Annotated in this window: 23 protein-coding genes; 14 read left to right on the top strand and 9 right to left on the bottom strand. The window is 57.9% G+C overall.

Annotation, left to right across the window (positions count from 1 at the left end; translation table 11 throughout):
- Positions 1-125 precede the first annotated feature (125 nt).
- The 5 genes from EYB53_RS11490 (at position 126) to EYB53_RS11470 (ending at position 5292) form a co-directional block, all read left to right on the top strand.
- Positions 126-1319 carry an ABC transporter permease gene (locus tag EYB53_RS11490; protein ID WP_135478331.1) on the top strand — a complete coding sequence of 398 codons (1194 nt, stop codon included), beginning with the start codon at positions 126-128 and terminating at the stop codon, positions 1317-1319.
- Between the two features lie 114 nt (positions 1320-1433).
- Positions 1434-2426: an ABC transporter permease gene (locus tag EYB53_RS11485; protein ID WP_135478330.1), complete on the top strand. Its 993-nt coding sequence runs from the start codon at positions 1434-1436 to the stop codon at positions 2424-2426.
- Positions 2427-2495: 69 nt separating this feature from the next.
- Positions 2496-3449: an ABC transporter ATP-binding protein gene (locus EYB53_RS11480; RefSeq protein ID WP_135478378.1), complete on the top strand. Its 954-nt coding sequence runs from the start codon at positions 2496-2498 to the stop codon at positions 3447-3449.
- 23 nt (positions 3450-3472) lie between these two features.
- Positions 3473-4477, top strand: coding sequence for an ABC transporter ATP-binding protein (locus tag EYB53_RS11475; RefSeq protein WP_135478329.1), 1005 nt, complete (start codon positions 3473-3475; stop codon positions 4475-4477).
- A gap of 38 nt (positions 4478-4515) precedes the next feature.
- Positions 4516-5292 (top strand): enoyl-CoA hydratase-related protein, encoded by a 777-nt coding sequence (locus EYB53_RS11470; protein WP_135478328.1) that lies wholly within the window; start codon positions 4516-4518, stop codon positions 5290-5292.
- Between the two features lie 199 nt (positions 5293-5491).
- Here the strand turns inward: EYB53_RS11470 and coaE are convergent, their stop codons facing one another.
- Positions 5492-6121: a dephospho-CoA kinase gene (gene coaE / locus EYB53_RS11465; RefSeq protein ID WP_135478327.1), complete on the bottom strand. Its 630-nt coding sequence runs from the start codon at positions 6119-6121 to the stop codon at positions 5492-5494.
- Between the two features lie 4 nt (positions 6122-6125).
- A complete protein-coding gene (locus EYB53_RS11460) occupies positions 6126-8090 on the bottom strand; it encodes an amidohydrolase (protein WP_135478326.1) in 1965 nt (654 codons plus the stop codon).
- A gap of 456 nt (positions 8091-8546) precedes the next feature.
- Between EYB53_RS11460 and EYB53_RS26375 the strand changes: the two genes are divergently transcribed.
- The 5 genes from EYB53_RS26375 (at position 8547) to EYB53_RS11435 (ending at position 14559) form a co-directional block, all read left to right on the top strand.
- Positions 8547-10658 carry an alpha-amylase family glycosyl hydrolase gene (locus EYB53_RS26375; RefSeq protein WP_135478325.1) on the top strand — a complete coding sequence of 704 codons (2112 nt, stop codon included), beginning with the start codon at positions 8547-8549 and terminating at the stop codon, positions 10656-10658.
- 333 nt (positions 10659-10991) lie between these two features.
- Positions 10992-12035, top strand: coding sequence for a histone deacetylase family protein (locus EYB53_RS11450; protein ID WP_135478324.1), 1044 nt, complete (start codon positions 10992-10994; stop codon positions 12033-12035).
- A gap of 3 nt (positions 12036-12038) precedes the next feature.
- Positions 12039-12731: an imidazole glycerol phosphate synthase subunit HisH gene (gene hisH / locus EYB53_RS11445; RefSeq protein ID WP_135478323.1), complete on the top strand. Its 693-nt coding sequence runs from the start codon at positions 12039-12041 to the stop codon at positions 12729-12731.
- Complete coding sequence (hisA, locus tag EYB53_RS11440; protein WP_135478322.1) at positions 12731-13444, top strand: 1-(5-phosphoribosyl)-5-[(5-phosphoribosylamino)methylideneamino]imidazole-4-carboxamide isomerase; 714 nt, start codon at positions 12731-12733, stop codon at positions 13442-13444. Before hisH ends, hisA begins: the two co-directional genes overlap by 1 nt.
- A 14-nt stretch (positions 13445-13458) precedes the next feature.
- Positions 13459-14559: a coiled-coil domain-containing protein gene (locus EYB53_RS11435; RefSeq protein WP_135478321.1), complete on the top strand. Its 1101-nt coding sequence runs from the start codon at positions 13459-13461 to the stop codon at positions 14557-14559.
- 71 nt (positions 14560-14630) lie between these two features.
- On the opposite strand, the gene EYB53_RS11430 is transcribed toward EYB53_RS11435, so the two are convergent.
- From EYB53_RS11430 to EYB53_RS11420, 3 genes are read right to left on the bottom strand one after another with little or no spacing between them, the layout of a single operon-like run.
- Positions 14631-15671, bottom strand: coding sequence for a methyltransferase domain-containing protein (locus tag EYB53_RS11430; RefSeq protein ID WP_135478320.1), 1041 nt, complete (start codon positions 15669-15671; stop codon positions 14631-14633).
- Positions 15672-15691: 20 nt separating this feature from the next.
- Complete coding sequence (gene trmD / locus EYB53_RS11425; RefSeq protein WP_135478319.1) at positions 15692-16429, bottom strand: tRNA (guanosine(37)-N1)-methyltransferase TrmD; 738 nt, start codon at positions 16427-16429, stop codon at positions 15692-15694.
- Positions 16426-17334 carry an alpha/beta hydrolase gene (locus EYB53_RS11420; RefSeq protein WP_135478318.1) on the bottom strand — a complete coding sequence of 303 codons (909 nt, stop codon included), beginning with the start codon at positions 17332-17334 and terminating at the stop codon, positions 16426-16428. The genes trmD and EYB53_RS11420 overlap by 4 nt, the downstream gene beginning before the upstream one ends.
- Positions 17335-17463: 129 nt before the next feature.
- Between EYB53_RS11420 and msrB the strand changes: the two genes are divergently transcribed.
- Positions 17464-17907, top strand: a complete 444-nt coding sequence (msrB, locus tag EYB53_RS11415; protein WP_135478317.1) for a peptide-methionine (R)-S-oxide reductase MsrB — start codon at positions 17464-17466, stop codon at positions 17905-17907.
- A gap of 59 nt (positions 17908-17966) precedes the next feature.
- Here msrB and phnE (EYB53_RS11410) read toward each other — a convergent pair whose 3' ends face one another.
- The 4 genes from phnE (EYB53_RS11410) to phnD form a co-directional block, all read right to left on the bottom strand.
- A complete protein-coding gene (phnE, locus tag EYB53_RS11410; protein ID WP_135478316.1) occupies positions 17967-18779 on the bottom strand; it encodes a phosphonate ABC transporter, permease protein PhnE in 813 nt (270 codons plus the stop codon).
- The gene (gene phnE / locus EYB53_RS11405; protein WP_135478315.1) at positions 18779-19585 is read right to left on the bottom strand and encodes a phosphonate ABC transporter, permease protein PhnE; all 807 of its coding nucleotides are present in this window, start codon (positions 19583-19585) and stop codon (positions 18779-18781) included. The genes phnE (EYB53_RS11410) and phnE (EYB53_RS11405) overlap by 1 nt, the downstream gene beginning before the upstream one ends.
- A 2-nt stretch (positions 19586-19587) precedes the next feature.
- Entirely contained in the window at positions 19588-20415 is an 828-nt protein-coding gene (gene phnC / locus EYB53_RS11400; protein ID WP_135478314.1) for a phosphonate ABC transporter ATP-binding protein, read from the bottom strand.
- Between the two features lie 113 nt (positions 20416-20528).
- Entirely contained in the window at positions 20529-21590 is a 1062-nt protein-coding gene (gene phnD / locus EYB53_RS11395) for a phosphate/phosphite/phosphonate ABC transporter substrate-binding protein (protein ID WP_205712637.1), read from the bottom strand.
- 160 nt (positions 21591-21750) lie between these two features.
- Between phnD and EYB53_RS11390 the strand changes: the two genes are divergently transcribed.
- The 3 genes from EYB53_RS11390 (at position 21751) to EYB53_RS11380 (ending at position 25438) form a co-directional block, all read left to right on the top strand.
- Positions 21751-23136: a sensor histidine kinase gene (locus EYB53_RS11390; protein WP_135478313.1), complete on the top strand. Its 1386-nt coding sequence runs from the start codon at positions 21751-21753 to the stop codon at positions 23134-23136.
- A gap of 98 nt (positions 23137-23234) precedes the next feature.
- Positions 23235-24104: a UbiA family prenyltransferase gene (locus EYB53_RS11385; RefSeq protein WP_135478312.1), complete on the top strand. Its 870-nt coding sequence runs from the start codon at positions 23235-23237 to the stop codon at positions 24102-24104.
- Positions 24101-25438, top strand: a complete 1338-nt coding sequence (locus tag EYB53_RS11380; RefSeq protein ID WP_167857358.1) for a protoporphyrinogen/coproporphyrinogen oxidase — start codon at positions 24101-24103, stop codon at positions 25436-25438. Before EYB53_RS11385 ends, EYB53_RS11380 begins: the two co-directional genes overlap by 4 nt.
- The last annotated feature ends 66 nt before the right edge of the window (positions 25439-25504 follow it).

Genomic DNA, 25504 nt, shown 5'->3' with positions numbered 1-25504 from the left:
AGCGGCTGCCAGGGGCTTTGCCTCTGGCAGCCGCGCCTACGAATGACGTACAGGCGGAAGTTTGTGATCAAGCCTGGACGATGCAAGGTCTACGACCACATGGGACCAGGGCGAATGGGTTGGCGATGGTAGCATTTCTTGTTCGACGCATCTTTCAGATGTTTGTGGTGACGATTGTCGCGGCTCTGCTCTCGTATGGGTTGCTCTATCTCGTCCCTGGTGGCCCTGTTGATGCGTTGCTGGCTGAACGTCAGAATTCGGGGCAGGATCGGATCAATCAGGCTGATATTCAGCGCGTGCAACAGCGCTTTGATCTTGATGTCTATCTGCCCTTTCGCTTTACGCGCTGGCTGATCGGTTGGCCCTCAGGCCCGCTCTTTGGTTCGATCGGCGCTGACTGGGCGATTGGCTGTCAGACGCCCGGGCAGGTGCGCCTGGTCTATCCTGATGGTACGTTTGAACTGGTGGAAGAGGGTTGTGCTGATTACTTGACCCTAGCCGAACTCGAGGGGCGCCGCGTGAGTCGTGGGGTCTTCTTTGGGGATTTTGGGGTGAGTCAGGTGATTTTGCGTGATCGCCCCGTAAGTGACCTGATCGCAACCCGTCTGCCCTATACGCTCTCGCTGATGGGGGCTTCGATTCTCTTCGCGATCCTGATCGGCGTCCCAATCGGGATCTACTCGGCGGTCAAGCAGTATTCACGCTTTGACTATACGATGACGACGATTGCCTTCATTGGTTCCTCGTTACCCAGTTTTGTCTTTGGTATTTTTGCGATTCTGATCTTTTCGATTCTGGCCCAACGGGCCGGTTTGCCCTTTTTGCCCCCTGGCGATGCCGTCGGTGTGCGCGACTATACCATTCCCTGGATTGGCACTGTGGAGGCTGGTTCGTTCCTCGACCGTTTCCTGCGCTTCTTGATGCCGGTTAGCGTGCTCACGTTTATCAATATTGCTGGCTGGAGCCGCTTTGTACGGGGCAGTATGCTTGAAGTATTGCAGCAGGATTATGTACGTACCGCCCGTGCGAAGGGTGTCCGTGAACAGGTTGTGATTACCAAGCATGCCCTGCGGAACTCGCTGATCCCGTTTGTGACCCTGCTGGCTGGTGTGCTTGCGGCCCTTTTTGGCGGCGCATTGATCACCGAGTCGGTCTTTAACTGGCCTGGCCTCGGGCGGCTCTTTATTGATGCGCTTGGGCGTAATGATTACAATGTGGTCATGGCCCTGCTCTTTATCAATGTGGTGTTGCTGTTGATCGGTATTCTGATCACCGATATTTTGTATACGATCGTTGATCCCCGGATCCGTTTGGGTTAAATGTGTATATAAGACAAGGTTTCAGGGATCAGGGGGCAGATCGTGCGTCACAAAACGCGGTGCATAGCCCTGAACTCTACAGTAGCCTGAAACCTTGCATAAGGAAAAGAGTGGATGACTGCAACAACCACAGTTGTACCAGGTGACGAGACCTCACGAGCACCATCAGAAACGCAATGGCAAATTGTGCTCCGTCGCTTTCGCAAGCATAAAATTGCCGTCGTTAGCCTGGTCTTGCTGGTGATGCTGGTGATCATTTCTGCGCTTGCCCCTGTGATTGCTCCCTTTCCCCGTGATGCGCCCAATTTGCAGACCCGCTTTGTACCCCCGTTTACCGTCGACTCGCAGGGTAATTTCCGGCTTTTTGGCACCGATCACCTGGGGCGCGATTTCTATACCCGTTTGCTCTATGCATCGCGGGTGTCACTCGGGACGGCCTTTTTTGCGACCTTGATTGCCTCGACCATCGGGATTCTGCTTGGGATGATTGCAGGATATTTTGGTGGTTGGGTGGATATTGCCATTAGCCGTACCCTTGAGGTGGTCGCAACGTTTCCAACCCTGCTCCTTTTGCTGATTATGTCTTCGATTCTGGTACAGAATATTAACAGTATTCCAATACCAGATTTCTTTGCGAACTTTCTGGCCTGGATTTTTGCCGTGAGTCCACGTGAGGCGCGCATTATTTTTGCCGTCATCCTGGTACTCTCGCTCTTTGGGTGGACCGGAACCGCCCGTCTGATGCGCGGGATGGTACTTTCGGTGCGTGAGAATGTCTATATCGAGTCGTCACGTGCGCTCGGGGCTTCGAATGTGCGCATCCTTGGTCGTCACGTCTTCCCTAATGCGTTACCACCGATGATTGTCGACTTTACCCTTGGCATCAATGCGACGCTCGTAGCTGAGTCGGCACTCAGTTTTCTCGGGTTCGGGATTCAAGATCCGACGCCAACCTGGGGTAACATGCTTTCCTTTGCACAGAGCTATATGTTTCAGCATCCCTGGATGCCATTGATTCCTAGTTTGCCCATTCTCTTCTGCTCGATTGCGATTAACTATATCGGTGATGGTCTGCGTGATGCGCTTGATCCGCGCCAGAGAGGATAAGAGTCTGTGGCTACCGCACCAGAGACGTCTGCACGGGTTCAACAAGCAGTTGATAGTAGTGACAAGCGCATTTTGTTGCGCGTAGAGGGCCTCAAGACCCATTTTTTTACCGATGAAGGGGTTGTGCAGGCCGTAGATGGCGTTGACTTTGAAGTCAAACGTGGCGAGACCCTCAGTATTGTCGGGGAGAGTGGTTCGGGCAAGAGTGTGACGTCACTCTCGATTTTGCGCTTGATCAGCCGCCCTGGTCGTGTGGTCGAGGGGCGTATGATCTTTGATGGCGAGGATCTGCTGGCCAAGAGCGAAGAGGACATGCGCAAGATTCGGGGTGACCGGATCTCGATGATCTTTCAGCAGCCGACGACCGCGCTCAATCCTGTCTTTCGTGTCGGCGCTCAGATCACCGAGACGCTCAATATTCACCAGGGTTTGACGGGCGACGAGGCCGATCGCCGGTGCATCGAGTTGTTGACGATGGTGGGTTTGCCTGACCCGGCGCGCCGGATGAGCCAGTATCCGCACGAGTTGTCGGGTGGGCAGTGCCAGCGTGTGATGATTGCCATGGCGCTCGCCTGTACCCCCGAGTTGCTCATCGCTGATGAACCCACGACGGCGCTTGATGTGACGATCCAGGCCCAGATCCTCGATCTGATGCGCGAGATGCGCGAAAAGATTGATACCGCGATTATCCTGATCACCCATGATATGGGTGTTGTTGCCGAAATGGCTGACAATGTGATCGTGATGTATGCCGGTCAGGTGGTCGAGTATGCCAGTGTCAGGGCGATCTTTGCTGAACCGAAACATCCCTATACGGTCGGGTTGCTCAATTCGATGCCGGTGCTCGGTGAGGTGCGCGAGGAGCTCGCCGTCATTCCCGGTACGGTACCGAGCCTGATCAATCCGCCGACAGGGTGTCGCTTTGCCTCGCGGTGCAGCCATCGGTTCGAGAAGTGCGATGAGGCACCCCCGATGGTCTCGCTCGAACATGGACGCAAGGTGCGTTGCTGGTTGTTTGAATGATGGTAGGTTGAGGAAGAAGACGTATGACAACAGTACCAACATCTGCGCCAGCAGATCCCAATGTGTTGCTTGAAGTGAATGATCTGAAAAAGCATTTTCCGATCAAAGGTGGTGTGTTGCGCCGGACGGTGGCGACGGTCAAAGCGGTTGACGGGGTGAGTTTTGTCGTCAAACGCGGCGAGACGCTTGGTCTGGTGGGCGAGAGCGGTTGTGGCAAGACGACGACGGGTCGTACCGTGCTGCGCCTTGAAAAAGCAACGTCGGGCGAAGTGCTCTTTGAGGGCAAAGATGTTCTCCGCTCTGGCAGTCGTCAGATGAAGTTGCTGCGCCGCGATATGCAGATTGTCTTCCAGGATCCCTACGCTTCGCTCGATCCCCGCATTACGGTTGGTGAGAGCATCGCCGAGGGTCTGGTGATCCATAATATCGGCTCTTCGGCTGAGCGTCGTGAACGGGTGCGCGAAGTGCTCGGGCGGGTGGGGCTGCATGCCAATCAGATGAACCGCTTTCCGCACGAGTTTTCGGGTGGGCAGCGTCAGCGCATTGGTATTGCGCGGGCATTGATCATGGAACCCAAGCTGGTCGTGTGTGATGAGCCAGTCAGTGCGCTCGATGTGTCGATCCAGTCGCAAGTGCTGAATCTGCTCAAGAATCTACAGCGTGAATTTGGCCTCACCTATCTCTTCATTGCCCACAACCTGGCCGTTGTTGAGCACATCAGTGATCGCGTTGGCGTAATGTATCTCGGCAAGATGGTCGAACTGGCAGGCCGTGATGATCTCTTCCGTGAGCCATTGCATCCTTACACCAAAGCGTTGATCTCGGCGATTCCGAGTGCTGATCCAACGACGCGCCGTGATCGCATTGTGTTACAGGGCGATGTGCCGAGTCCGATCAATCCGCCGCAGGGATGCCGCTTTCATCCCCGTTGCTGGATTGCCCGTGATATCTGCAAAGAACAGGATCCGGTGTTTGAAGAGAAACGCAAAGGTCACTGGGCCGCCTGCCATTTTGCGGGAGAGTTTTAAGGGGTTCAAGCACTTTTCATCATCAGGGTCACGTCACTATGCTTGAATTGACGCGTGATGGTGCTATGGCAACGCTGACGCTACGTCGCCCCGAGGTGCGCAATGCCTTCAATGCGGCGTTGATTGCCGCGCTGCGCGAGGTGTGCGCCGGGTTGTCACGGGATCGTTCGGTGCGCGTGCTCGTCTTGCGGGGTGAGGGTGCGGCTTTTTGTGCCGGGGCCGATCTACACTGGATGCAGGCGAGCATGGCTTTTAGTCATGAAGAGAATCTTGAGGATGCCGGATATCTTGATGCGATGCTGGCCGCCCTCAATGAATTGCCCCAGGCGGTGATCGGGTGTGTGCATGGCGCAGCACTTGGTGGTGGGGTCGGGTTGGTTGCCTGTTGCGACATGGTGATCGCCACTGAGACGGCCACTTTTGGCTTTACCGAGGCCCGCCTGGGCTTGCTGCCGGCGGTCATTGCGCGCTACGTGATACCCAAAATTGGCCTGGGCCATGCCCGTGCGCTCTTTACCAGTGCGCAGCGTTTTTCGGCCCAGCATGCGCTGGCAATTGGCCTGGTGCATGAAGTTGTCCCCGAAAGCGAACTTGAGACGGCGGTTGCGCGTGCGATCGAAGCGTATCTGGCCTGTGGCCCGCAGGCGGTGGCTGAAGCCAAGGCTCTCGTTGCCGCCGTCAGCATGCTGTCACCAATCGAAGCGCGTGATTATGTGGTAGGCGCGATTGCTGCTGCTCGTACCAGTGCCGAGGGGCAAGAGGGCTTGCGGGCCTTTCTTGAGAAGCGACGCCCTGCGTGGAGCACCCTCCCGTAGGGGCACGGCGCCGCCGTGCCCCTACGGGGGCGGGCAGGGGCACGGCGGCGGGGCACGGCGGGGGCACGGCGGGGGCACGGGCAAGCCGTGCCCCTACGGGGGCGTCGGTGGGGCACGGCGGTGGGGGCACGGCGGCTGTAGGGGCACGGCGGCGCCGTGCCCCTACGCGGGGCGATGCGGGCACGGGCAAGCCGTGCCCCTACGGGGGGGTGGACGCCCAGGCGGCTTCCACCTGGGCGCGTAGGGTGGTCAGTGAGCCACTGTTGTCGATAACGACCGTCGCGTAGGGCAAGCGGTTTGCCTGGGGTACCTGGGCGCTGACGCGCTGGCGGGCTTCGGCTTCGTTGAAGCCACGGGTGGCCATGAGGCGGGCGATCTGCTGGTCTTCGGGGCAGGTGACGACCCAGACCTGGTCACATTCGTTGATCCAGCCTGACTCGATCAGTTTGATGGCGTCGAGCACGACAACTGGGCGTGCAAAGCCTGGTGGGGGCGTTGCAGTACCAGCCGTGTCGAGGAAGGCGCGGATTTCGGTGCGCACTGCCGGGTGGACGATCTGCTCGAGCTCGCGCAGGCGGGCGGGATCGCTGAAGACAAGCGATCCCAGTTGCCGTCGATCGATTGGTGCGCCAGGGGCAGGCACAATCCCGGGGCCAAAGGCAGCCAGGATCTGTTCGTAGACAGGGGTGCCGGGCACCTGGACACGATGGGTTACCTGGTCAGCGTCGAGCGCTTGGGCACCAAGTTCCTCCAGCAGCTTGAGTACCGTACTCTTGCCACAGGCGACACCTCCCGTGAGGCCAAGCAGATAGATACTGGTCTTCTTCACCCCGTTACCCCATCTCTACATACTCTTGCTTGACCAGATTGCGCTCGTTGAGACCGGCGAGCGTCAGAAGTTCACCAATCAACGTGGCCCGGTGAGCGGCGTCACGGCTACTCCATGTACGGGCTTTAATTTCGAGGTAGGGGCCAGGGTCAGCGCTGTCGGCGAGCGTATCGAGGTTGAGGGCAAAATCATAGCCCTTGTAGAGAATCCGCCAGCGTCGGCGCTGCTTCTCGAGTTCGTGAACTCGGTCGGGCTGGAAATACTCGCGATAAAAACGGGCACTGTGATCGGCAGGGGCTGTGTAGCGTGCCCGTGAGAGCACGATCGCGTGCGGATATTCGCCACGAACGGCTTCGGCGACCAGGGTGATCGTATACTTGGGTTCGGGACGTGCACCGGGATCGGTGCGATGATCTTCACGAATGCGGATGCGTTCCTCATTCTGGAAAAGAAAGTACGTATCGTACTGGGTACGCACACTCTGCTTGCTAATCGTAATCTCGGGGCTCTTGAGCAGCACTCCAACGGCGGCCTCACTATCGAGGTGCGCCTTGACCTGGATCTCAAAGATCTCGGCCTGTTCGACCCCACCGAGGGCAATAATCTTGGCGAGCAGGTCGCGTTCACGGCTGGCGAGGAAGGCATTGATGCGTTCGGCGATCACCTGTGACTGGCGCAGGATCGCCTCTTCATCAAGCGTTTGCAGGGCACCATTGAGCAAGAGTGCTCGACCATCAACGAAAACATCGCGCACATCGGCGGCGCGGGCACCATAGACGAGGTGCGAATAGATCGCATCGTTACTGTAGGTGTAGCGTGGTGCGCTATGCAAGCGTCCGAGCCCCACGACCGCGATATCAGCCTGCTTGCCGGGCTCAAGCGAGCCAGTCAAATGGTCGAGATGGATCGCACGGGCACCCCAGCAGGTTGCCATGGCGAGCGCATCGCGGGCGGGCACGGCAGTTGGGTCGCCGCTGACACCTTTGGGGAGCAGCGCAGCGAGCTGAATCTCGGTAAACATATCCTGGTCATCATTGGAAGCCGGCCCATCGGTACCGAGGCCCGTGCGTACGCCGACTTCGATCAGGCGGCGAATGGGCGCGATGCCACTAGCAAGTTTGAGGTTACTTGTTGGACATGGCACTGCGCCGACCTGAGCCTCGCGGAGGAGGCGCATATCATCTTCGGTAGCGTGGACGCAATGGGCGGCAATGCAGGGCACATCAAAGGCCCCGACACGCTTGGCATAGCGAATCGGGGTCACCTCGCGATCACGGATGCTCTCTTCGACCTCGCGGGCCGTTTCCGAGAGATGGGTAATCAGTGGTACGCCAAAAGCCTTGCAGAGCGCCGAGGCTTCATGGTAGATCTGGTCGGTGCAGGTATAAGGAGCGTGCGGGGCAATTGTCGGCACAATGCGCTCGTGGGTATGCCAGGCTTCCATAAAGCGACGTGAGCGCTCGATACCCTCGTCAAACGAGGCGGCATCGGGCGTGGGCAAGCGCATCACGGTCTGCCCGCAGATAGCGCGCATACCGGACTCGTCGGCGGCGCGGGCGACCTCCTCTTCAAAATAGTACATATCAACAAAGGTCGTCGTGCCCCCACGGAGCATCTCGGCACACGAGAGCAAGGTACCGACATAGGAAAACTCAGCATCAACAAACTGGCTCTCGACAGGGAACATATAACCAAAGAGCCAGACGTCCAGTTGCTGATCGGCAACCATCCCGCGCAACAGACTCATTGGGACGTGCGCGTGGGCATTGATCAGACCGGGCATAATCGCGCACCCGGCGCAATCAATGATCGTGTCTGCGCTATACTGGTCGACGATCATCGGGGTTGGGCCAACGGCGAGGATTCGTTTATCTTTCACCGCCACGGCACCATCGGCAATGATTGTCCAGTTGGCATCCATCGTCACCACGGTACCCCCAATGAGGAGCACATCTATCTTTTCTTGCATGGTCAGCAATCTCCTTTCATATGACTGATGATATTCTACCTCACTTTCCAGGGGCGGTCTGTACAGATAACAACCCTAACCAGGGGGGGGGTTGGCATCTTCTGCCGTCGCCGTGATGGTCTTCTCAATGCTTGCAAGCTGCGCTTGCGGCATTGAGTGGGTACGTAGTGCATTTTTCAGGGAGGACTTGCCCTCCCTGAGACCCTCCCTACCGCAACTTCTCCTATCCGCTTTAGCGTAGGTGCGCTAAACGGCTTGGCTCGTAGTTTGCGATAGGCCACCTTTATGGCATGAGCCAACCGGCGCAGGTCGGCTTCGCCATATATATATAGGGTCGGGATGCTATAATAAAACCTGAGTTCATCATGCTTGAGCACCTAAACCGGATGAACACTCTTTTGCTGATCGCCCGCTCGCTTTGTTCGAGCGGAAGATCTAGAACCAGGGCATAGCATTGTGCAAGGCGATCTGATCGAGACAGGTAGTGAAGTGCGTTTGCGCACCGCCTTCCTTGAGCTTGGCTGGTCGCGTGAGAATGGCGCTCTGGTTGTGCTGGCACGTCCTGGTGGTTTGAATGTACTGGGGCATGGGCCGCTTCAAACGGGCCTGGATCTTGCGCTTGGCCATGTAACAGGATGGACAGCGGCGCGTTCCTTTCCGCGGTTTCTCTGGCACACGCTGGCTGAGCGTGATGATGTGTTAGAGATGATGATCGCGATCGGGTTGGGGCCACTGAAGGTGCGAGAGTATTACACCTTGCGTGGTGATCTGGTGAAGCGTTCGGTGCAGATCGAGAATGTTGGCCTGGATGCAGTACGGATCTATGGCTTGCGATTCTGGTTGCCGAACGTACGGGTGGGCAACCCGCAGCAGTGTCGCGTCGAGGCACCTGGCAATAGTGTGCGCCCACGGGTACCGCTCGATCTCGCGAGTACCCAGCGACGGGATGTCTTGCCGCGACGAGTTTTTGCGCCGGGCCTGCGTGGTGGGGGAGCGTTTGAGCCTGCGCCAACGCAGGGCATTGGCCTGCTCGCAATGCATGGGGGCCTTCCAGATCAGACCTTGCTCTGTTGGTACGACAGCATGACCGATGCCGCAGTGCCCTTTGTCGAAGGAACACCGGGTTGGGTGGATGCCGTCTCGTTTGCTCACGAGGTTGGCGTTGTGGGTGCGCTTGAAGCGAACGAACGACTTGAGGTTGGCGCGCAGTATCTCCTCTTGCTTGATGAAGCGTGGCCGAAAGCGCGTGAGCGTTTTGCCCAGGTGACTCGCCCTGATATGTATGGACCGCAGGTTGATCGGTTTGAGCGAACGGCGATCTATACGACCAGTGCAGTATTGCATGGCGGCTTAGCAGTCCTGGCCCATGAAATGGATCGGCTTGCTGACCTGGGGATCGGGACGCTCGTTTTGCGCCCGATCCACACTGACGATAGTCAAGCTGATGCCTTTTCCGATCTTGCGACGCTTGCGCCTGCTCAGGGAACCGATGCCGATCTGCGCTACCTGGTGGCACGGGCGCATGAACGAGCGGTGAAGGTCATCCTTGACCTCCCCTTGCAGGGGTGTACCCCTTTGTCACGGTATGTTCATGAGCATCCCGACTGGTTTGTGCGTGACGAAATGGGCCGCCTCGCATGGTCTGAGCCTGAGGAGGTACCGGCGGTGAGTCGACACCCCGGGGCTGTGGCGTATCCTGGCGGCTATTATCTTGATTGGCACAACAGCGAACTGCAAGCGTTGTTGCTCGATCATGTTTGTCACCTGGCCGAGACCTTTCAGCTTGATGGGTTTCGTGCCCTGGGGCCATACAGTCCGTTTGCCAACTGGAAACGTTCGATGCCAGGGCATGCCAGCGATCACGCGCTGATTCCGCTCACCTGGTTGAGCGATGTCCGTCGCACGTTTGCCGAACGGGGTTGGGCGTTCACCCTCTTCTCGACGCACGCGGGAGCGGCTTCGAGCGCCGTGTGTGATGGCGTCTATGATTATGCAGCGCATCATATGTTTGTGCATACCGCGCTGCAACGCCTGGAAGCAGCCGAGCTTGGGGTCTATCTGGATGATCTGTTCCAGACACGTCCATGGGGTGCGGCCCGGATCGGTTTTACCGAGAGTCACGACACAGCCCTGATCAACCCGCTGGCCGATGGTTTGCGTGGCTCGCGCTTGAGTCGGATGATGCTAGCAGGCATGGTCATCTGCGGCTTTATTCCCTCACTCTGGATGGGCCAGGAGCGCCACGACGAGGCGTTTGTGCGGGCTTTGCTGAAACTCTGGCAGGCCGAGCCAGCGTTACGGTATGGTCGTGCTTTGTTTCGCGACGTGCGCTGTGATCGATCGCAGGTGATGCTTGTGATCCGTGAATATGCGGGACGGCGGTTGTTAGGGGTGATGCACACAGGAGCGATACCGATCACAGCGACCATTGAACTGCCAGGGCGTTGGAAGCGGGGCAAACTCGTGGATCGGCTTGGGCTTGCACCATTTGGTGCCCCGCATACCGAAGCAGCGAGCATCCGCCAGCTTGAACTGGCCCCGTTCGGGGTCTATTGTTTTGAGCTTTAGATACGTAGTGTGTAACGTCAATTTACTAGTCTGTAACCTAAGGTTTCTGCTCTCGGGCTTGGCTTCGACAAGCTCAGCCAACGGCGGACGATGGGCGTTGCGAACGGACGAAGGCTGAGCCTGTCGAAGCCCCCGTTGGTAGAAGAAAACTTCGTTGACAGACCATTTACGCTGACGGTATGGGCGCATGGGGATCTTCCGCCGGCCTGACGGGGTGCATAAAGGGAAGAGGCAATCGTCTTAGGGGTGCAAGTGAGCATGTGTCGGTCTGGGCTGATGTGCGGTACAATACGAATATGACAGATATCGCTACACTGGTGATAGGGAGTGCCGATGAGCAGTAGTGTCATTCTCACTGATCCGTCTTTTGATGCCCATACATGGCATGGTCATGTAGAGATAGCATCACGTCTTGTAGCGATTCGGCAGGCGATCACGCGGTCGGGTTTGCATCAACAGTTGCAACATCGTTTCCCTCAACCTGCCGCTGAGGCGTGGCTCGAAGCGGTGCATACGCCGCGTCTGTTGCGGTTGGTGCGCCAGATGGCAAGCTATGGTGGGGGGCAGTTTGACTCAGATACCTATGTGACTGCGGACTCGTGGGACGTTGCGTGCCTTGCTGCCGGGGCAGCGGTTGGGGCGGTCGAGGCGGTGGCTGGTTCAAGTGTGCGCCATGCTTTTGCGCTGGTGCGCCCACCAGGGCATCACGCGACCCCTGGGCAGGCGATGGGCTTTTGCCTGATCAATAATATTGCAGTTGCGGCACGCTATGCGCAGCGTCAACTCGGGGTACAACGGGTTGCCATTGTTGATTATGATGTACATCATGGCAATGGTACCCAGGATATCTTCTACGACGATCCGCATGTGCTCTTCTGTTCGACCCATGCGGCCCCTTTTTACCCTGGAACCGGTAGCCTGGCCGAAATGGGTGATCGCGTTGATGCACTAGGTCAAACACTCAATGTGCCGTTGCCCTTTGGGACAGGCGATCGTGGGTATGCCACGGTCTTCCGCGAGGTCATTACCCCTGCGTTGCAGCGTTTTCAGCCCGAGTTGATCATGGTTTCGGCTGGGTACGATGGGCACTGGTCTGATCCACTCGGGCCGATGATGCTCTCGGTTGATGGTTTTGCGGCCTTGAATCGACAAATGCTTGATCTGGCTGATGAGTTGTGTGATGGTCGGATGGTGATGGTGCTCGAGGGTGGTTATAATCTGGAAGCCTTGAGTGCCTGTGTCGTTGCTTCACTCCGTCAATTGCTCGGCCTGTCACCAGGGCCTGATCCGATTGGAGCGATGTCTTCGCCGGAACCGATGGAGGAGATCGAGCAGATTATCACGACCTTGCGGGCACGTCACCCGCTGTTAGGCTAGCGTATGAAAATTGCCGTGATTAATTATGGGGCAGGCAATCTGCCCAATGCAGTGCGGGCCTTGCAGGCGGTTGGGGCGGATCTCTTTGTGACCGAGCGCCCCGAGGATCTGTCACAAGCAGATGCCGTGGTGTTGCCCGGTGTCGGTGCAACGGCGGATACCATGCAGAGCCTGCAACAGATGGGGATGGCCACAGTGTTGCCCGACCTGGTGGCAAGTGGTTGCCCCTTCCTGGGGATCTGTGTTGGGATGCAGGTTTTGCTTGCGACAAGCACTGAATTTGGTGATCACGCCTGCCTCGGGGTTGTTGGAGGTGCCGTGCAACGGTTACCTGACGAGGCGGGCAAGATCCCGCAGATCGGCTGGAATCAGGTTCACTATCGCCCGGCTTTCGCCGCTCATCCCCTGTTTGTGGGGATTCCCGATGGCACTGATTTCTATTTTGTCCATTCGTACTATTGCGCAGTCGATGATCCTGCAGTGGTCGCCGGTCAGACCGATTATGGCCTGGGTTTTCCGTCGGTGCTTATCCGCAACAATCTGGTTGCGGTGCAGTTTCATCCTGAAAAATCTGGACGCTATGGGCTCCAGTTGCTGCGTAATTTTGTCAACTTTGCTGCCCATAGGCATGGAATATCTGGTGGGGGGCCTGACTCTGGACGGGCCGAGCCTCCTGCCACTACCTCAAACAGCTAATGGAAATCATACCTGCGATTGATCTGAAAGATGGGCGCTGTGTGCGGCTCTTTCAGGGTGATTTTGCCCAGACGACCGTCTATAGCGATGATCCGGCAGCAATGGCACGCCAGTGGGAGGCCCAGGGGGCGTCCCGTTTGCATGTCGTTGACCTTGATGGAGCGCGCTATGGTCAACCGACCAATCTTGAGGCCGTGCGTGCGATTGTCCGGGCCGTGACGATCCCGGTGCAACTGGGGGGCGGGTTGCGCCGCGACCACGATATTGAGACCGTGCTGAACCTTGGGGTTGAGCGAATCATTCTTGGGACGGCGGCGGTTGAAGATGTTGCACTTGTTTCCCGCCTGCTTGAACGGTTTGCTGAACGGGTCATTGTTGGCGTGGATGCCCGCAATGGCAAGGTGGCAACCGCCGGTTGGCTCGCAACGGCGGACGTCTGGGCGACTGATCTGGTACGTCGTATGGCTGACCTCGGGGTGCAACGCATTATCTATACCGATATTAGCCGTGATGGTACCCTGACCGAGCCGAATTTTGAAGCGATGGCGGCACTGCTCGATCCCAATGGGCCTGCCTTGATTGCGAGCGGGGGCATCGCCGAGATTGCCCATTTGCAGCGCCTTGCCTTGCTGGGGGTCGAAGGGGCCATCGTGGGTAAAGCGCTTTATGATGGCAACATTGATTTGCCGCAGGCTCTTGCGGCGTTACGATAGCGAAGGGTGTTTGTATGACCAATCCTGATTTGACGGTCAAATATGAAGAAGAGCGGTTGCGTTCGCATGCGCAATCGCAGGTTGTTTATCTCCAGGGCCAGATCGATGAACTCCGTCGCTTGATCAAAGAGCAGACGAACAAATATAATCTGGTAGTTGAGCAGGTGCGGAAGACTGAGGGTATGGTGACCCAGGTTCAGACCCTTTTTGAGCGCCATACGAATGAGGTTGCCCAGGCAACCGAGACCGTTCGTCGCGATGTGACGAATTTGCGCAAAGAGGTCGCCGGGGCGCTGGTCAAGATTGACGAAGGGGTGCGCCCGATTCGCGATCTTCAGACGCAGATCCAGCAGATTGCTGAAGCCCGCAAGACTGATCGTGATTATATTGCCTCATGGCTCGGGCGGGTTGAGCATGTCGAGCAGCAGATCCCGTCGCTTCAGGCGCAGCTGAAGGAATTTGATGATCGCCAGCGCCAGATTTTGCTTCAACTCGACCGCCTGCGTGAGGCTGACACCGCGACGGTGCAAGAAGTTCGCCGCGTCAATGACGAGTTGCAAATTGAGAAGCAGAGCCTGCGCCGTCAGGCGGTTGAAGCGCAACAACTGGTGGCCGATGTCTTCCCCGTGTTGCAAGAGCATGCCTCGCGCATTGAACGCATTGATGAGATCCGCCAGCATGTCAATCTCTTTGCTGAAACCCTTCCCGGACAGATTACCGAAATTGCTAGCAAGTTTCCTGATATCAATGCCGAAATTAAGCGCATCGAGCGTATTTCGACCGAGCGCTTTTTGATGAATCAGGAGCGGTTGGAGGATGTGCGGCAGCAGGCTGATGAGAAGATTGGTGATTTGCAAGAGGCCGATGAGCAGCATTTGCGTCAGTTGACCAATTGGCTAGAACGGATTGATAGCTATATTCGCGAGATCGAGCAACGTCTGACGGCAACAGTGTCCAAGATGGAGGTGACTGATCAGACGCATATTGCGCGCATCACCGAGATCGAGCGTCGTGAGATGGAACGGCTCAATGCGTTGCTGTTGTCGTTGCGCGGGGTTGTGGAACGTAACCAGACTGCCCTCATCGAGGCGAAGGGTGGCGAAGCCGCGTTATAAGCCGCTGCTTGACACACAAAAAAGTCAGCGTAGCTGGCTTTTTTGTGCGTCAAGCAGCGGCTTTGCACGTCTCAGACGCTCTGGTTGGTGCGGCGTAGCAGAAAGATCCGTGGGTAGAGCCCACCGAGATCTACCCGCAGGTTCTCGATGAGGCGCCAGGTGGTCATCGTTGCGAGCAGGTGTTCCATCAGGCGTACTTCGTGCGAGAGCAGGGCGCAGCGGGCGTGGGGGCGGGCAACCCGAGCGGCTTCTTGCAAGAGTGCCGGGTAGAGCTCAAGGTTTTCGTTGTGGCTGCCGACCAGATGACCAAAGGGCAGATCGGCGGTGATGACATTAACACTGCCATCCGGCAACGGTAACTTCCGGGCGTCCCAGGGCGTGATTTCGCAGCGATCCATTAGCTTGGCCGCCTCAAGGTTGGTGCGGGTGCATGCCAGGGCTTCACTGTTTGTATCGCAGCCAATGGCGCGTTGGGTTCGACCGAGTTGCAGCCGTTCGATCAGCAGTGTCCCGGAGCCGCATCCCAGGTTGAGATAGAGGTCATCGGGTTCTGGGTGGGTCAGCAGGGCCATCGCATGGGCGACCGGGCCATTCAACGCCCCCTCGCGATTGCAGACGCGCCACGCTCGGGTTGCCAATGGCCGTGGCGTCAGGCGTACGAGCAGATCCCAGCCATGCCCGCCTGTGCCGCGCCGCAAGCGCACGAGCAGATCGCCATCCTCTTGCCCGAGTTGTAGCCCGAGGCTCGTGCTCAGTTCATCTTTGAGCCGTGTCAGGACGGAAGATTCTGCACCGGCGGCACTGAGATAGAGCGTTTGAAAGCTGCCGCGAGGATGGAGGTTCAGCGCTGTTTCGGCAAGCCCCAGGGCGGTGCGCAGATGCTGATCGCCAAGCAGGGCGCGCGGGCGGGGAATGGCGAAGTGTTTGACCAGGTAGACCGAGGTTGCCAGGCGCAACGTAAAGAGCCGTTGCAAGGAGCCATCGTAGTGGACGGTCAGAACACCCGGAGTTTGACCTGGTGCGAGACGTGTGCCCCGCCCAAGGCGCTGGATCTCTTCACGGGCAAGGCTTTCTAAACCGGCGGCGACGACAACTTCAAGGTGATATGGCATAACAATGTTTCCGCAACTGTTCAATCCGGCGCTTGCAATGATGCGAGAAAGGCGCGGTCGGTGTCGGTGAGCAAGCCAGCCGCATTGGCACGTTCAAGCAAATCGGGCCGACGCAGCCAGGTACGACGCAGGCGTTCCTGGCGACGCCAGCGAGCGACTTCGCCGTGGTGCCCCGACAGCAAGACCGGCGGCACGGCGTGCCCGTCCCAGACGGCAGGGCGAGTGTAGTGTGGGTATTCGAGCAGAGAGTCGCTGTGACTCTCTTCGGTGATCGACGCGGCATCAATGACGCCCGGTACCAGGCGGGCAACGGCATCAACGATGACCATCGCGGCCAGTTCGCCGCCCGTCAGGACATAATCGCCAATGCTGATTTCGCGGGTGATCAGGTGCTCGCGTACCCGTTCGTCGACGCCCTCATAGTGCCCACAGACGAGCAGCAGGCGCGGGTAGGTCGCCAACTCGTGGGCGAGCGCCTGGGTAAAAGGTTCGCCATCAGGGCTGAGCAGAATCACCGGTGGCGCTTCATCGCCACGCACGGCGCGAATCGCGGCGGCCAGCGGTTCGGCTTTCATCACCATACCCGCGCCGCCTCCATAGGGGGCATCGTCGGCGGTGCGATGGCGGTCGGTGGCCCAGTCACGAATATTGTGCATCTGCACCGTAATGTGTTCGGCCTGCTGCGCCCGTTTGAGGATGCTTTCGGTCAATGGCCCGGTAAACATTGCCGGGAAGAGCGTCAAAAGATCGAATTTCAACTGAGACTACCCAGATATTGAGCGAAGAAGCTACGGACACGGTGACAATACTCAGGCCGGTCAAGAAAATAGCCGCCGCAGTGTTCGACCCCTGGCACAACCCAGAGGGTACGTGGTTCACTGGCCGCCGCATAGAGGCGGTGGGCGTGGGCAACTGGCACGAGGCTATCGTCCTGGCCGTGGATGATCATCACCGGGCGAGGGGCAAGCTGGCTGATCGCATCGAGCGGGCGCACATGGCTAAAGCGATACCCGTGGCGGCGATGGACAAGCTCGTCGGCGGCAATCACCAGCATAGCGGCAGGAATGCGCAGGGTTGCACGAATGCCGTGCGCGACCACATCGCTGCCTGAGGTAAAGGCACTATCGGCGACAACTGCCGCAATGCGTGGCTCACTCGCCGCGGCGAGCAGTGCGACCGCGGCACCCATCGAGAACCCGACGACACCAATGGGCAACGCTGGCGCACGCTCGGCAGCAAACGCAACGGCGGCATGCAGATCGTCAACCTCGCGGCTCACCAATGTCTGCGGCCAAGGATCTGAGTCACCGCGCCCGCGAAAATCAAAAACCAGCACACTATACCCGGCCTGCCAGAGCTGCGAGCCAATGCCGAGCAGATCATCTTTGGTGCCACCGTGCCCGTGGCACCCGATCACCACACCGCGAGGTGCCTCGTGAACCAGCCACCAGCCACGCAGGCGTAATCCATCGCGGGCGACAAAACTGACGGTCTCAAAAGGGATGCCCAGTTCCCATGGGGTAAACGTATAGCTATCCATAAACGAGCGGCGCGGTTCGGGACTGACGCGGTTGGTCACATACCAGGTTGCCCCGACGGCCCCGCCCGCAAGACCGAGCGCCGTCGTGAGCAACAAGGAGCGTAATGAAGAACCTGTTTGCATAGGGTTGCCGTAAGGGATTACTTTTTTGCTTGTATCTTCGCTATTGTACCTCAAAATGTACGGGGCGGCAGCCATGTACATTTTGAGGTACAATAGATAGGTAAAGACTATTCAAAAGGAGCATTTTGCATGAAAACATACACCAAGCCGGCAGAGAGCGAATTGCGCGAGCGCTTGACCCCAACGCAGTATAAAGTGACCCAGCACGAAGGTACCGAGCCAGCCTTTCACAATGAGTACTGGGATAACAAAGAACCGGGGATTTACGTGGATGTCGTCTCGGGCGAGCCGCTCTTTAGCTCGCTCGACAAGTTTGACTCGGGAACCGGGTGGCCGAGTTTTACCAAACCACTCGAACCTGACCATGTCATCACCCGTACTGATCGCAAACTCTGGATGACACGCACCGAGGTTCGTTCACGCAACGGCGACTCGCATCTGGGCCATGTCTTCGATGATGGGCCTGCGCCGACAGGCATGCGCTATTGCATGAATTCGGCCTCGCTCCGCTTCATTCCTGCCTCGAAACTGGAGGAAGAGGGCTACGGCGAATACGCCGCGCTCTTCCGCTAGCTGCGGTTACGGAGACAACCAAAACCAACCAGCTTCGCTGGTTGGTTTTGGTATCCCGTTTAAATAATCGCCTTGCGCACACGTGCTGAGATCCACTCGCTGATCAGCACCATCACAAAGATGACCACAAAGATCATACCTGCCCGATCCCATTGCAGCGAATTGATCGAGGAATTCAAGGCAATGCCCAGGCCACCTGCGCCGACAAGGCCGAGCACGGTTGACTCGCGGATATTGATATCCCAGCGAAAGACGGTCACACCGGTAAAGGCTGGCAGTACCTGTGGGAGATAGGCGTAGGTCAGTACCTGGAAGCGACTGGCGCCGGTGGATGCAATCGCCTCAATTGGCTCGATGCTTGTCTCTTCAATCGCTTCATAGAAGAGTTTGCCAAGAAAACCGATCGAGCGCAGGCCAATCGCGATAATGCCTGCGAGTAACCCCGGGCCAATCAGCGCCACGAGCATGAGCGCCCAGATCAGTGAATTGACCGAGCGTGACACGACAATGATCAGCAGGGCAATGATGCGGATCACCGGATGCGGCGTCGTATTGCGCGCTGCGAGAAAGGCCACGGGAAAGGCGATGATGAGCCCCACGAGGGTGCCCAGGGTCGCAATGTTGACGGTATCCCACAACGGCTTCCACAACTCGCTCATGTAGTCCCAGCGGGGTGGAAACGCACGAACGACAAGTTGCGCAAGCTGTTGGGGCGCATCAGCGACAAACTCCCACCGTGTTGCCCCCGAAATGATTTGCCAGCAGCCGAGGACGACAATCGTCGCGACAATCCACCAGGCCCATCGCTTGAGCACGGTGGCCCGGTCGTACCGTTGCCAGACCCGTCGATCCTGTTCGAGAGAGACTGGCATTATTGGAGCCTCCGCCGGATATAACTTGAGATCAGTTCGGTGATCATAACGAGTACAATAATGATAATTAAAATAGCACTGGCAATATCAAAATCATACCGTGTAAACGCTGTTTGCAATGTTGCGCCAATGCCTCCGGCGCCGACGACGCCGACGATCGCCGACTCGCGCAGGTTGATATCAAAGCGATAGATGCTGAGGCCAACGAGGCGAGGTGAGACCTGTGGCAAGACACCATAGGTAACCGTCTGGAGCCATGAAGCACCGGTTGTGCGGGTCGCTTCGACCTGGGCCGCGTCAATCTCTTCGATATCTTCGGCGAGCAGTTTCGCCAGAAAGCCAATCGTCGCGAAGCTCAGGGTCAACACACCGGCCAGTGGCCCAAAGCCAAACATGACGACAAAGACGATCGCGATAATCACCTCTTGAAAGGTGCGCGAGATCGTGATCAAGCCCCGGCAGAAGAGATAGATCGGCATAGGCGCCATATTGCGGGCTGCGCCAAAGCCAATCGGAATCGAAATAATGATCCCGATAACGGTGGAGACAACCGTCATGGTCAGACTCTCGATGAGGCCGGCCTGAATATCGCGCCAACGGGTTGTGAAATCGGGTTGCAGAAAGCCGGCGAACATGCGGCTGCCCCGATCAAGGCCACGGATAAGGCGCTCAACATTGATATTGACCGAACTAAGCGCAAAGTAGAGATAGACGACCACACCAATGATGATCAACCAGCGCAGGCGTGGATCACTAATGAGTGGCGGTGGGCGCCAGCCTCGGGTTGAAGGTGCCTTGATGCTCATAGCTACACCACCGGATCAAACCGCCTGGCATCGGCGATCTGAGCTTGCTCTTCGGTTGAAAGATCTTCTTCGGCCTTGAACTGACCTTCCCAGTTCTCTTCGCCATAAATATCAGTCAGGCGGTCAGCAGTCAGGCCTTCGGGCGTTCCGTCATACACGAGAGTGCCCTGGCGCAAGCCAACAATGCGTTGGGCAAACATCTGGGCAAGGGGCACATCGTGGATATTGATGATCACCGCCAGGTTGCGCTCGCGGGCAAGCTCGGTGATGAGGCGCATAATTTGACGGGAAGTTTTGGGGTCAAGGCTGGCGGTAGGTTCGTCAACCAGCAGAAGATCGGGTTGTTGGATGAGCGCACGGGCAATACCGACGCGCTGGCGCTGCCCACCCGAGAGTGCGTCGGCTCGTTTATCAGCAAACTCGGCGAGGCCGACCCGGTCAAGCAACATAAACGCATGATCAATATCGGTCTGAGGAAACCGGCGAAACCAGCTTTGCCAGAAACCGACATACCCCAGACGCCCCGAAAGCACATTTTCCATCACCGTCAGGCGTTCGACGAGGGCATACTCCTGAAAGATCATCCCGATCCGGCGTCGGGCACGGCGTAATTCGCGTGCATTGAGGCTGACCATTTCCAGATCTTTCAGCCAGATACGCCCCGAGGTTGGCTCGACCAGGCGATTGATACACCGGATCAAGGTACTCTTGCCTGCCCCGGAAGGGCCAATCAGCGCCATAACTTGATGCTCAGGCACCTCAAGATCGACTCCTCTGAGGGCATGGTCGCCCGTGGGATATTTTTTTACAATCTGTTCGAGACGTAACATGCAGTCGGGCCTCTCTTCTCTTGGCTCAAGCATCACTATATCTTCGCCCGATGCGCCCGTGAAACGGGCGCATCGGGCGAAGATAACAAGTGACGCACTCTATCTTACGGTCTCTACGGTTGCGTATAGACAACCCCAAGCGCGGCGTCAATTTCGCGAATCACGGCCCAGTACTCTTTGTAGGTAATTGGAATGAACTGAGCTTCGCCCGACTTGCTAAATTCTTCTTCAAGCGATGAACCAGCCCACTCGAAGCTAAAGAAAGCCTCGCGCACCTTCTCGGCCAGGGCCGGGTCAAGGTTGTAGACATGGCCATAGCCGGTGGTGGGGAAGGTGTCTGAGGTGTAGATCGTGCGGATCTGGTCTGCTGTCAAAGCACCACGCTCGATCATACGGGTCATGACCGAGTTGGCAATCGCCGCAGCCTCATAGTCTTCGTTGGCAACACCCAGGATCGAGTTGTCGTGACCACCCGAGAAGGTTGCCTCGAAATCAGTTCCTTCAACCATGCCAAACTGGGCGTCGAGCAGGGCCGACGGTGCCTTGAAGCCCGAGTTCGACGTTGGTGCAGTGAAGGCGATCTGGCGACCACGCAGATCTTCGATGGCTTGAACATCACTCCCGGCAGGCACGATAATTTCCATTTCATACCCAAAGGAGCCATCTTCGGCGGCCATCATCGCAAACGGCACAAAGCCGGAAAAGTTGACGGCAAAGGGGTTGCTGCCAGTGTTAAAGCCGGCAACATGCAGGCGACCGGCGCGCATTGCTTCAAGCTGGGCGGCATTCGACTCGACCGGGAAGAACTCAACCTTCTTGCCTGTAACTGCTTCCATGTGCGCAAGGAAATCAGACCAGACATCGCGGTAGACCGCTGGATCTTCGACCGGGGTATACGCAAAGATCAGGGTATCTGGGTTGACCCACAGGGCAGGATCAGTCGGCGCATCGGCCACAAGATCGCCATCGGCGTCACAAAAACGTTCATCCATCTCGGCTGGGCGCGGGCAAGCTTCGGGGGCTGCTGCCGCTGGAACCTCTGTCGCTGGTGCTGCAGCCGGAACATCTGTCGCTGGTGCTGCGGCTGGTGCTGCGGGCTGAGCACCACATGCCGCCAGGATGATTGTGGCGAGCATCACCATTGCAAGGATACGAAGACTCACAAGCATACGCATCGGGTATCTGTCCTTTCATTCGAAAAATCTGACCCCAATTACTATAGCGATTGATGTTAAGAGAAGATGAAACTCACTTCAAGCATATGTTAAGAATCTGTTGAATCGAGGTTGTTGTGGTACGATACAGGTCTCAAGGTATGTTCATCTGTAGGAGCTTATGCCCCTCACGTTTCGTCTGGTGCTAACCTATCTTTTTGTGACGCTGGTCGGGCTTTTGCTTGTTGGCGGGGGCTTGCTCGCGTTGACTGGGCGGTATCTCGAAACGCAGCGGGTGCAACAGTTGCAAGCACAGACGGCGATCTATGCGGCGCTGCTTGGTGAACTTGCCGCGACACCCGCCCAACTGCAAGCGCTTGCCTCGCCCCGTCCCGGGGCTGATTTGCTGCCCGTTGATACCCAGGCTCGTCTCTTTTCGGCGACCGGGGTGCTCCTGTATGGCGATGCGGCGTTGGGGCCATTTCCGAGTCGCCCGGTACTTTCCTTGATTGCTCCGCCTTTCCCGCTCCCCGCTTCGCAGGTTCAAGGCCGTCACTATGCGGCCAGTCCGATCAACGGGGCTGAGGGGCCAATCGGGGTGGTTGAGCTTTCGCGTGAGACGACGGCTGAGACGCGCTTACTCGCGGCCTTGAGCCGTCTGGTGGTGCAGGCTACCCTTGTCGCAGCGCTGGTGATGAGTCTGGTTAGTGTGATGGTTGCACGTGGCTTGGTGCGCCCGATTGCCCGTCTGACCGGGCGCGCCGAGGCACTCGCCGCAAGCTATGGAGCTCCAGTTGGCCCACCTGATGCCTCGCGTAGCCGTGACGAACTGGTGGCGCTTACCCAGAGTCTCGATCGCCTTGAGGCGGGGGTGCAGGCGTATCATGCCCGTATTCAAGAGCTTGAGCAGATGCGGGCGCATTTTTATCGCAGTCTTTCCCACGAGTTGCGCACACCCCTCACGGTGATGGCGACGACGATCGAGAATCTGGCCGAAGCGCTTCCCGACGCTCAACGCCAGAACCTTGCGTTGCTTGAGAGCGAAACGGCGCGCCTGGGTCGCCTTGTTGATGACTTGCTCCGTCCTCCTGATGATGGTCGTCTTCGTTTACTGGCGCGTACCCCGGTTGATCTTGGTGAACTCGCGACGGAGGTTGTAACCATGCTGATGGGGCGAGCGCGGCGTGCCGGCGTGACGCTGACGGCGGTGCCTTCTCCTGCGTCACTGAACATTGCTGGTGATCGTGATCGGCTCAAGCAAGCGCTGCTGAACCTGGTTGATAATGCCATCCGGGTGACGCCACCAGGCGGTGCGGTGAGCGTGCAAAGCTTGCCAGGGGCGACTGGTGCGCAGGTACTGGTGAAGGATACCGGCCCCGGTGTCCCAGAGGTGTTGCGTGAGCGTATCTGGCAGCGGGGTATCCGTGGTGATGATCCGGCTACTGATGGCAGTGCTGGCCTGGGGCTTGCGCTGGTGCGTGAGATTGCCGAGGCGCATGGTGGTCGGGCGTGGCTTGAGGGAACGGAAGCGCCCGGGGCATGTTTTGGGCTTGAGGTTCCTTATTAAGGTGCGGGCGGGTGAAGTTCGTGTATACTGCATCAAAAGAGATGTTGGTACGAGGTGCGTTTAGGCGCGAGTGCCGAGTTGCAAAGTAAGGAACTGGTGTGGTTGCAAGTGGGGTACGGCAACAATTGATCGGGCTCTTTGAAGTTACCCGGTTTACCAATAGCCTCTATGCAGGGATGTATACACTGGTTGGGGCCTATCTGTCTGGTGGCATTGTGGCGCTCTGGTCGGGCGCGGCCTGGGTATCGGCGGTGATTGTAGGCCTGGTGGTGGCCTTTGGCTTTGTCATCAATGATATGGTTGATGTCGAAGTTGATCGTCTTGCCAAACCCCATCGCCCGCTTGTCGCTGGTCGCTTGAGCCAGGCCGATGCCCGGATCTTTGCCCTTGTGCTGGCGAGCCTGGCCCTCGGCCTGGCCCTCGTGCTCGGATGGCTCCCCATGGCCCTGGTTGCGACGACCCTTGCCCTGGCAACCTTCTATTCTTTTGTGCTCAAGGGAACCGTGCTGCTCGGCAATGTGTGCATGGGCGTCTTAATTGCGCTGATTCCGCTTTTCGGTGCCCTTGCCGGTGGAGGCATTACCCTGGCGGTCTGGGTTGTGGCAGGGTTGATGTTCCTCTTTGATGTGAGCCATGAAGTCTTGAAGACAACGGCTGACCACGAGGGCGACCGGGCCGCTGGCTTGACGACGGTGGCGACGTATGCCGGTGTGCCGGGTGCGATCCGCATCTTTCAACTTCTCGCGTTGCTCTTTTGTCTGGTGGCTTTGCTTCCATGGCCGCTTGGCCTGGCTTCGTGGGCCTATGCGCTCGCTCTGGTGCCCTGTGCCCTGCTGCCTACGCTCTTTGTGATCGTACTTTTGCTGCGTTCAACCAGTGATGAAACGATCACCTTGAGCCTCAAAATAATGCGCTATATGTGGATCACGAATCTTCTTCCTATTCTTTTGCTTAGCTCACGATCTTGAAGCAACAACGACACATTCTGGTTATCGGAGGAGGCCTCGCGGGCCTGGCGGCAGCGCGCTATTTACAAGCGGCTGGTTTTACAGTAACGCTGCTCGAACGTGAGCGGGAGGTTGGTGGGCGTGCGCGCACCGCCCTGGTTGATGGCTACGCCTTTGAGCTTGGGGCCGAGTTTCTCGCCAGTTTTTATACGCGTACCCTGGCGTTGCTTGGTGAGCTTGGCTTGCGCCAGGCTCTGCAGCGTATTCCGCGTAGTTCGGCGATTTTGCGTGACGGGCAACTCTATCCGCTCTGGCCTAATCTGCGCCTGGCCTTCACCCATCTGATCAGGTCACAGCAGAAACTGCCGTTGACGTACCTCCTCGCTTCTCTGGTGCGTCATCGCAAGCTGCTCGATCTCTATGCGTTCCACAAAGCCTATCCGATTGATGACCAGGATGTCAGTCGCTATGCACTGGATCACTTCTCGCGTGAGTTGCTCGAATATGTGTTGCAACCACCGATTGCAGGGATTTTCTACTGGACACCCGAGCGTACCTCGCGGGCACTCCTGCTGCTGGTGCTCAAGGCCGGGTTCAGTCGACCGACCGGCTTGCAACTCTTTACGCTGCGTGGTGGTCTGGGGGGGCTGGCACGCGCACTTGCCGGTAATCTTCAGGTACGCCTTGGTGTCGAAGTGCGTACCATTACACCCCATGCAGATGGCGGCTACACACTCCATGTTCAGGATGAGGATGGGGGAGCGACGCTTCAGGCTGATGGGATTGTGATCGCAACCACAGCAACGGTGGTGCCGCATCTCTTGCCCTGGCTTGATCACGAGCGGCGGTGTTTTTTCGAGGCGATTGTCTATTCGCAGACCGCCAACCTTGCGCTTGGGACGCGGACACCTTTGCCTCAGGCGACCTACGGCCTGCTCTTTCCCCGCCGAGAAACACCATTCCTTGCCTCGGCGACGCTGCAAACAGTCAAAGATTCGACCACAGCACCCGCAGGCCGTGCAGCGCTCTGCCTGCACTTGAGCGGGCCGGCCACCACAGCCCTGCGGCAGCAAGATGATGACACCCTGGCACGTTTGATGCTCGCCGATCTACGGCGGCTCTTGCCAATGTACGATCCGACCCCCGGGCTCGAGGTGCAACGTCTCTACCGGTGCCCCGAAGCGCTCCCAGAATTCAATGTCGGCCACTTCCGGCGACTCAATGCATTTGCCAATGGTACCATCGAGCAGGGACAGATCGTCTTTGCGGGTGACTACCTGGGGGGGCCTTTCATTGAAGGGGCGCTGGTCAGTGGCGAGCAAGCCGCCCAGCGTTTATTGCAGCGAATGGCTTGAGGTACTGCTGCCAAGCGACCAGTGACGCTGGTCGCTTGGCAGCAGCACGAGATGTGGGAGCCGCAG

It is taken from the genome of Candidatus Chloroploca mongolica, assembly GCF_004762035.2.
Classification (GTDB): domain Bacteria; phylum Chloroflexota; class Chloroflexia; order Chloroflexales; family Chloroflexaceae; genus Chloroploca; species Chloroploca mongolica.
Note: the sequence above shows the minus strand (reverse complement) of the source record. Positions and strands in the feature narration are given on the sequence as shown.

Bases quoted from the DNA above. Each gene is read 5' to 3' on its own strand.
- EYB53_RS11490 (WP_135478331.1), top strand. From the start codon at position 126: ATGGTAGCATTTCTTGTTCGACGCATCTTTCAGATGTTTGTGGTGACG.
- EYB53_RS11485 (WP_135478330.1), top strand. From the start codon at position 1,434: ATGACTGCAACAACCACAGTTGTACCAGGTGACGAGACCTCACGAGCA.
- EYB53_RS11475 (WP_135478329.1), top strand. From the start codon at position 3,473: ATGACAACAGTACCAACATCTGCGCCAGCAGATCCCAATGTGTTGCTT.
- EYB53_RS11470 (WP_135478328.1), top strand. From the start codon at position 4,516: ATGCTTGAATTGACGCGTGATGGTGCTATGGCAACGCTGACGCTACGT.
- EYB53_RS11460 (WP_135478326.1), bottom strand. From the start codon at position 8,090: ATGCAAGAAAAGATAGATGTGCTCCTCATTGGGGGTACCGTGGTGACG.
- EYB53_RS11450 (WP_135478324.1), top strand. From the start codon at position 10,992: ATGAGCAGTAGTGTCATTCTCACTGATCCGTCTTTTGATGCCCATACA.
- hisH (WP_135478323.1), top strand. From the start codon at position 12,039: ATGAAAATTGCCGTGATTAATTATGGGGCAGGCAATCTGCCCAATGCA.
- hisA (WP_135478322.1), top strand. From the start codon at position 12,731: ATGGAAATCATACCTGCGATTGATCTGAAAGATGGGCGCTGTGTGCGG.
- EYB53_RS11435 (WP_135478321.1), top strand. From the start codon at position 13,459: ATGACCAATCCTGATTTGACGGTCAAATATGAAGAAGAGCGGTTGCGT.
- EYB53_RS11430 (WP_135478320.1), bottom strand. From the start codon at position 15,671: ATGCCATATCACCTTGAAGTTGTCGTCGCCGCCGGTTTAGAAAGCCTT.
- EYB53_RS11420 (WP_135478318.1), bottom strand. From the start codon at position 17,334: ATGCAAACAGGTTCTTCATTACGCTCCTTGTTGCTCACGACGGCGCTC.
- msrB (WP_135478317.1), top strand. From the start codon at position 17,464: ATGAAAACATACACCAAGCCGGCAGAGAGCGAATTGCGCGAGCGCTTG.
- phnE (WP_135478316.1), bottom strand. From the start codon at position 18,779: ATGCCAGTCTCTCTCGAACAGGATCGACGGGTCTGGCAACGGTACGAC.
- phnE (WP_135478315.1), bottom strand. From the start codon at position 19,585: ATGAGCATCAAGGCACCTTCAACCCGAGGCTGGCGCCCACCGCCACTC.
- phnC (WP_135478314.1), bottom strand. From the start codon at position 20,415: ATGTTACGTCTCGAACAGATTGTAAAAAAATATCCCACGGGCGACCAT.
- phnD (WP_205712637.1), bottom strand. From the start codon at position 21,590: ATGCGTATGCTTGTGAGTCTTCGTATCCTTGCAATGGTGATGCTCGCC.
- EYB53_RS11390 (WP_135478313.1), top strand. From the start codon at position 21,751: ATGCCCCTCACGTTTCGTCTGGTGCTAACCTATCTTTTTGTGACGCTG.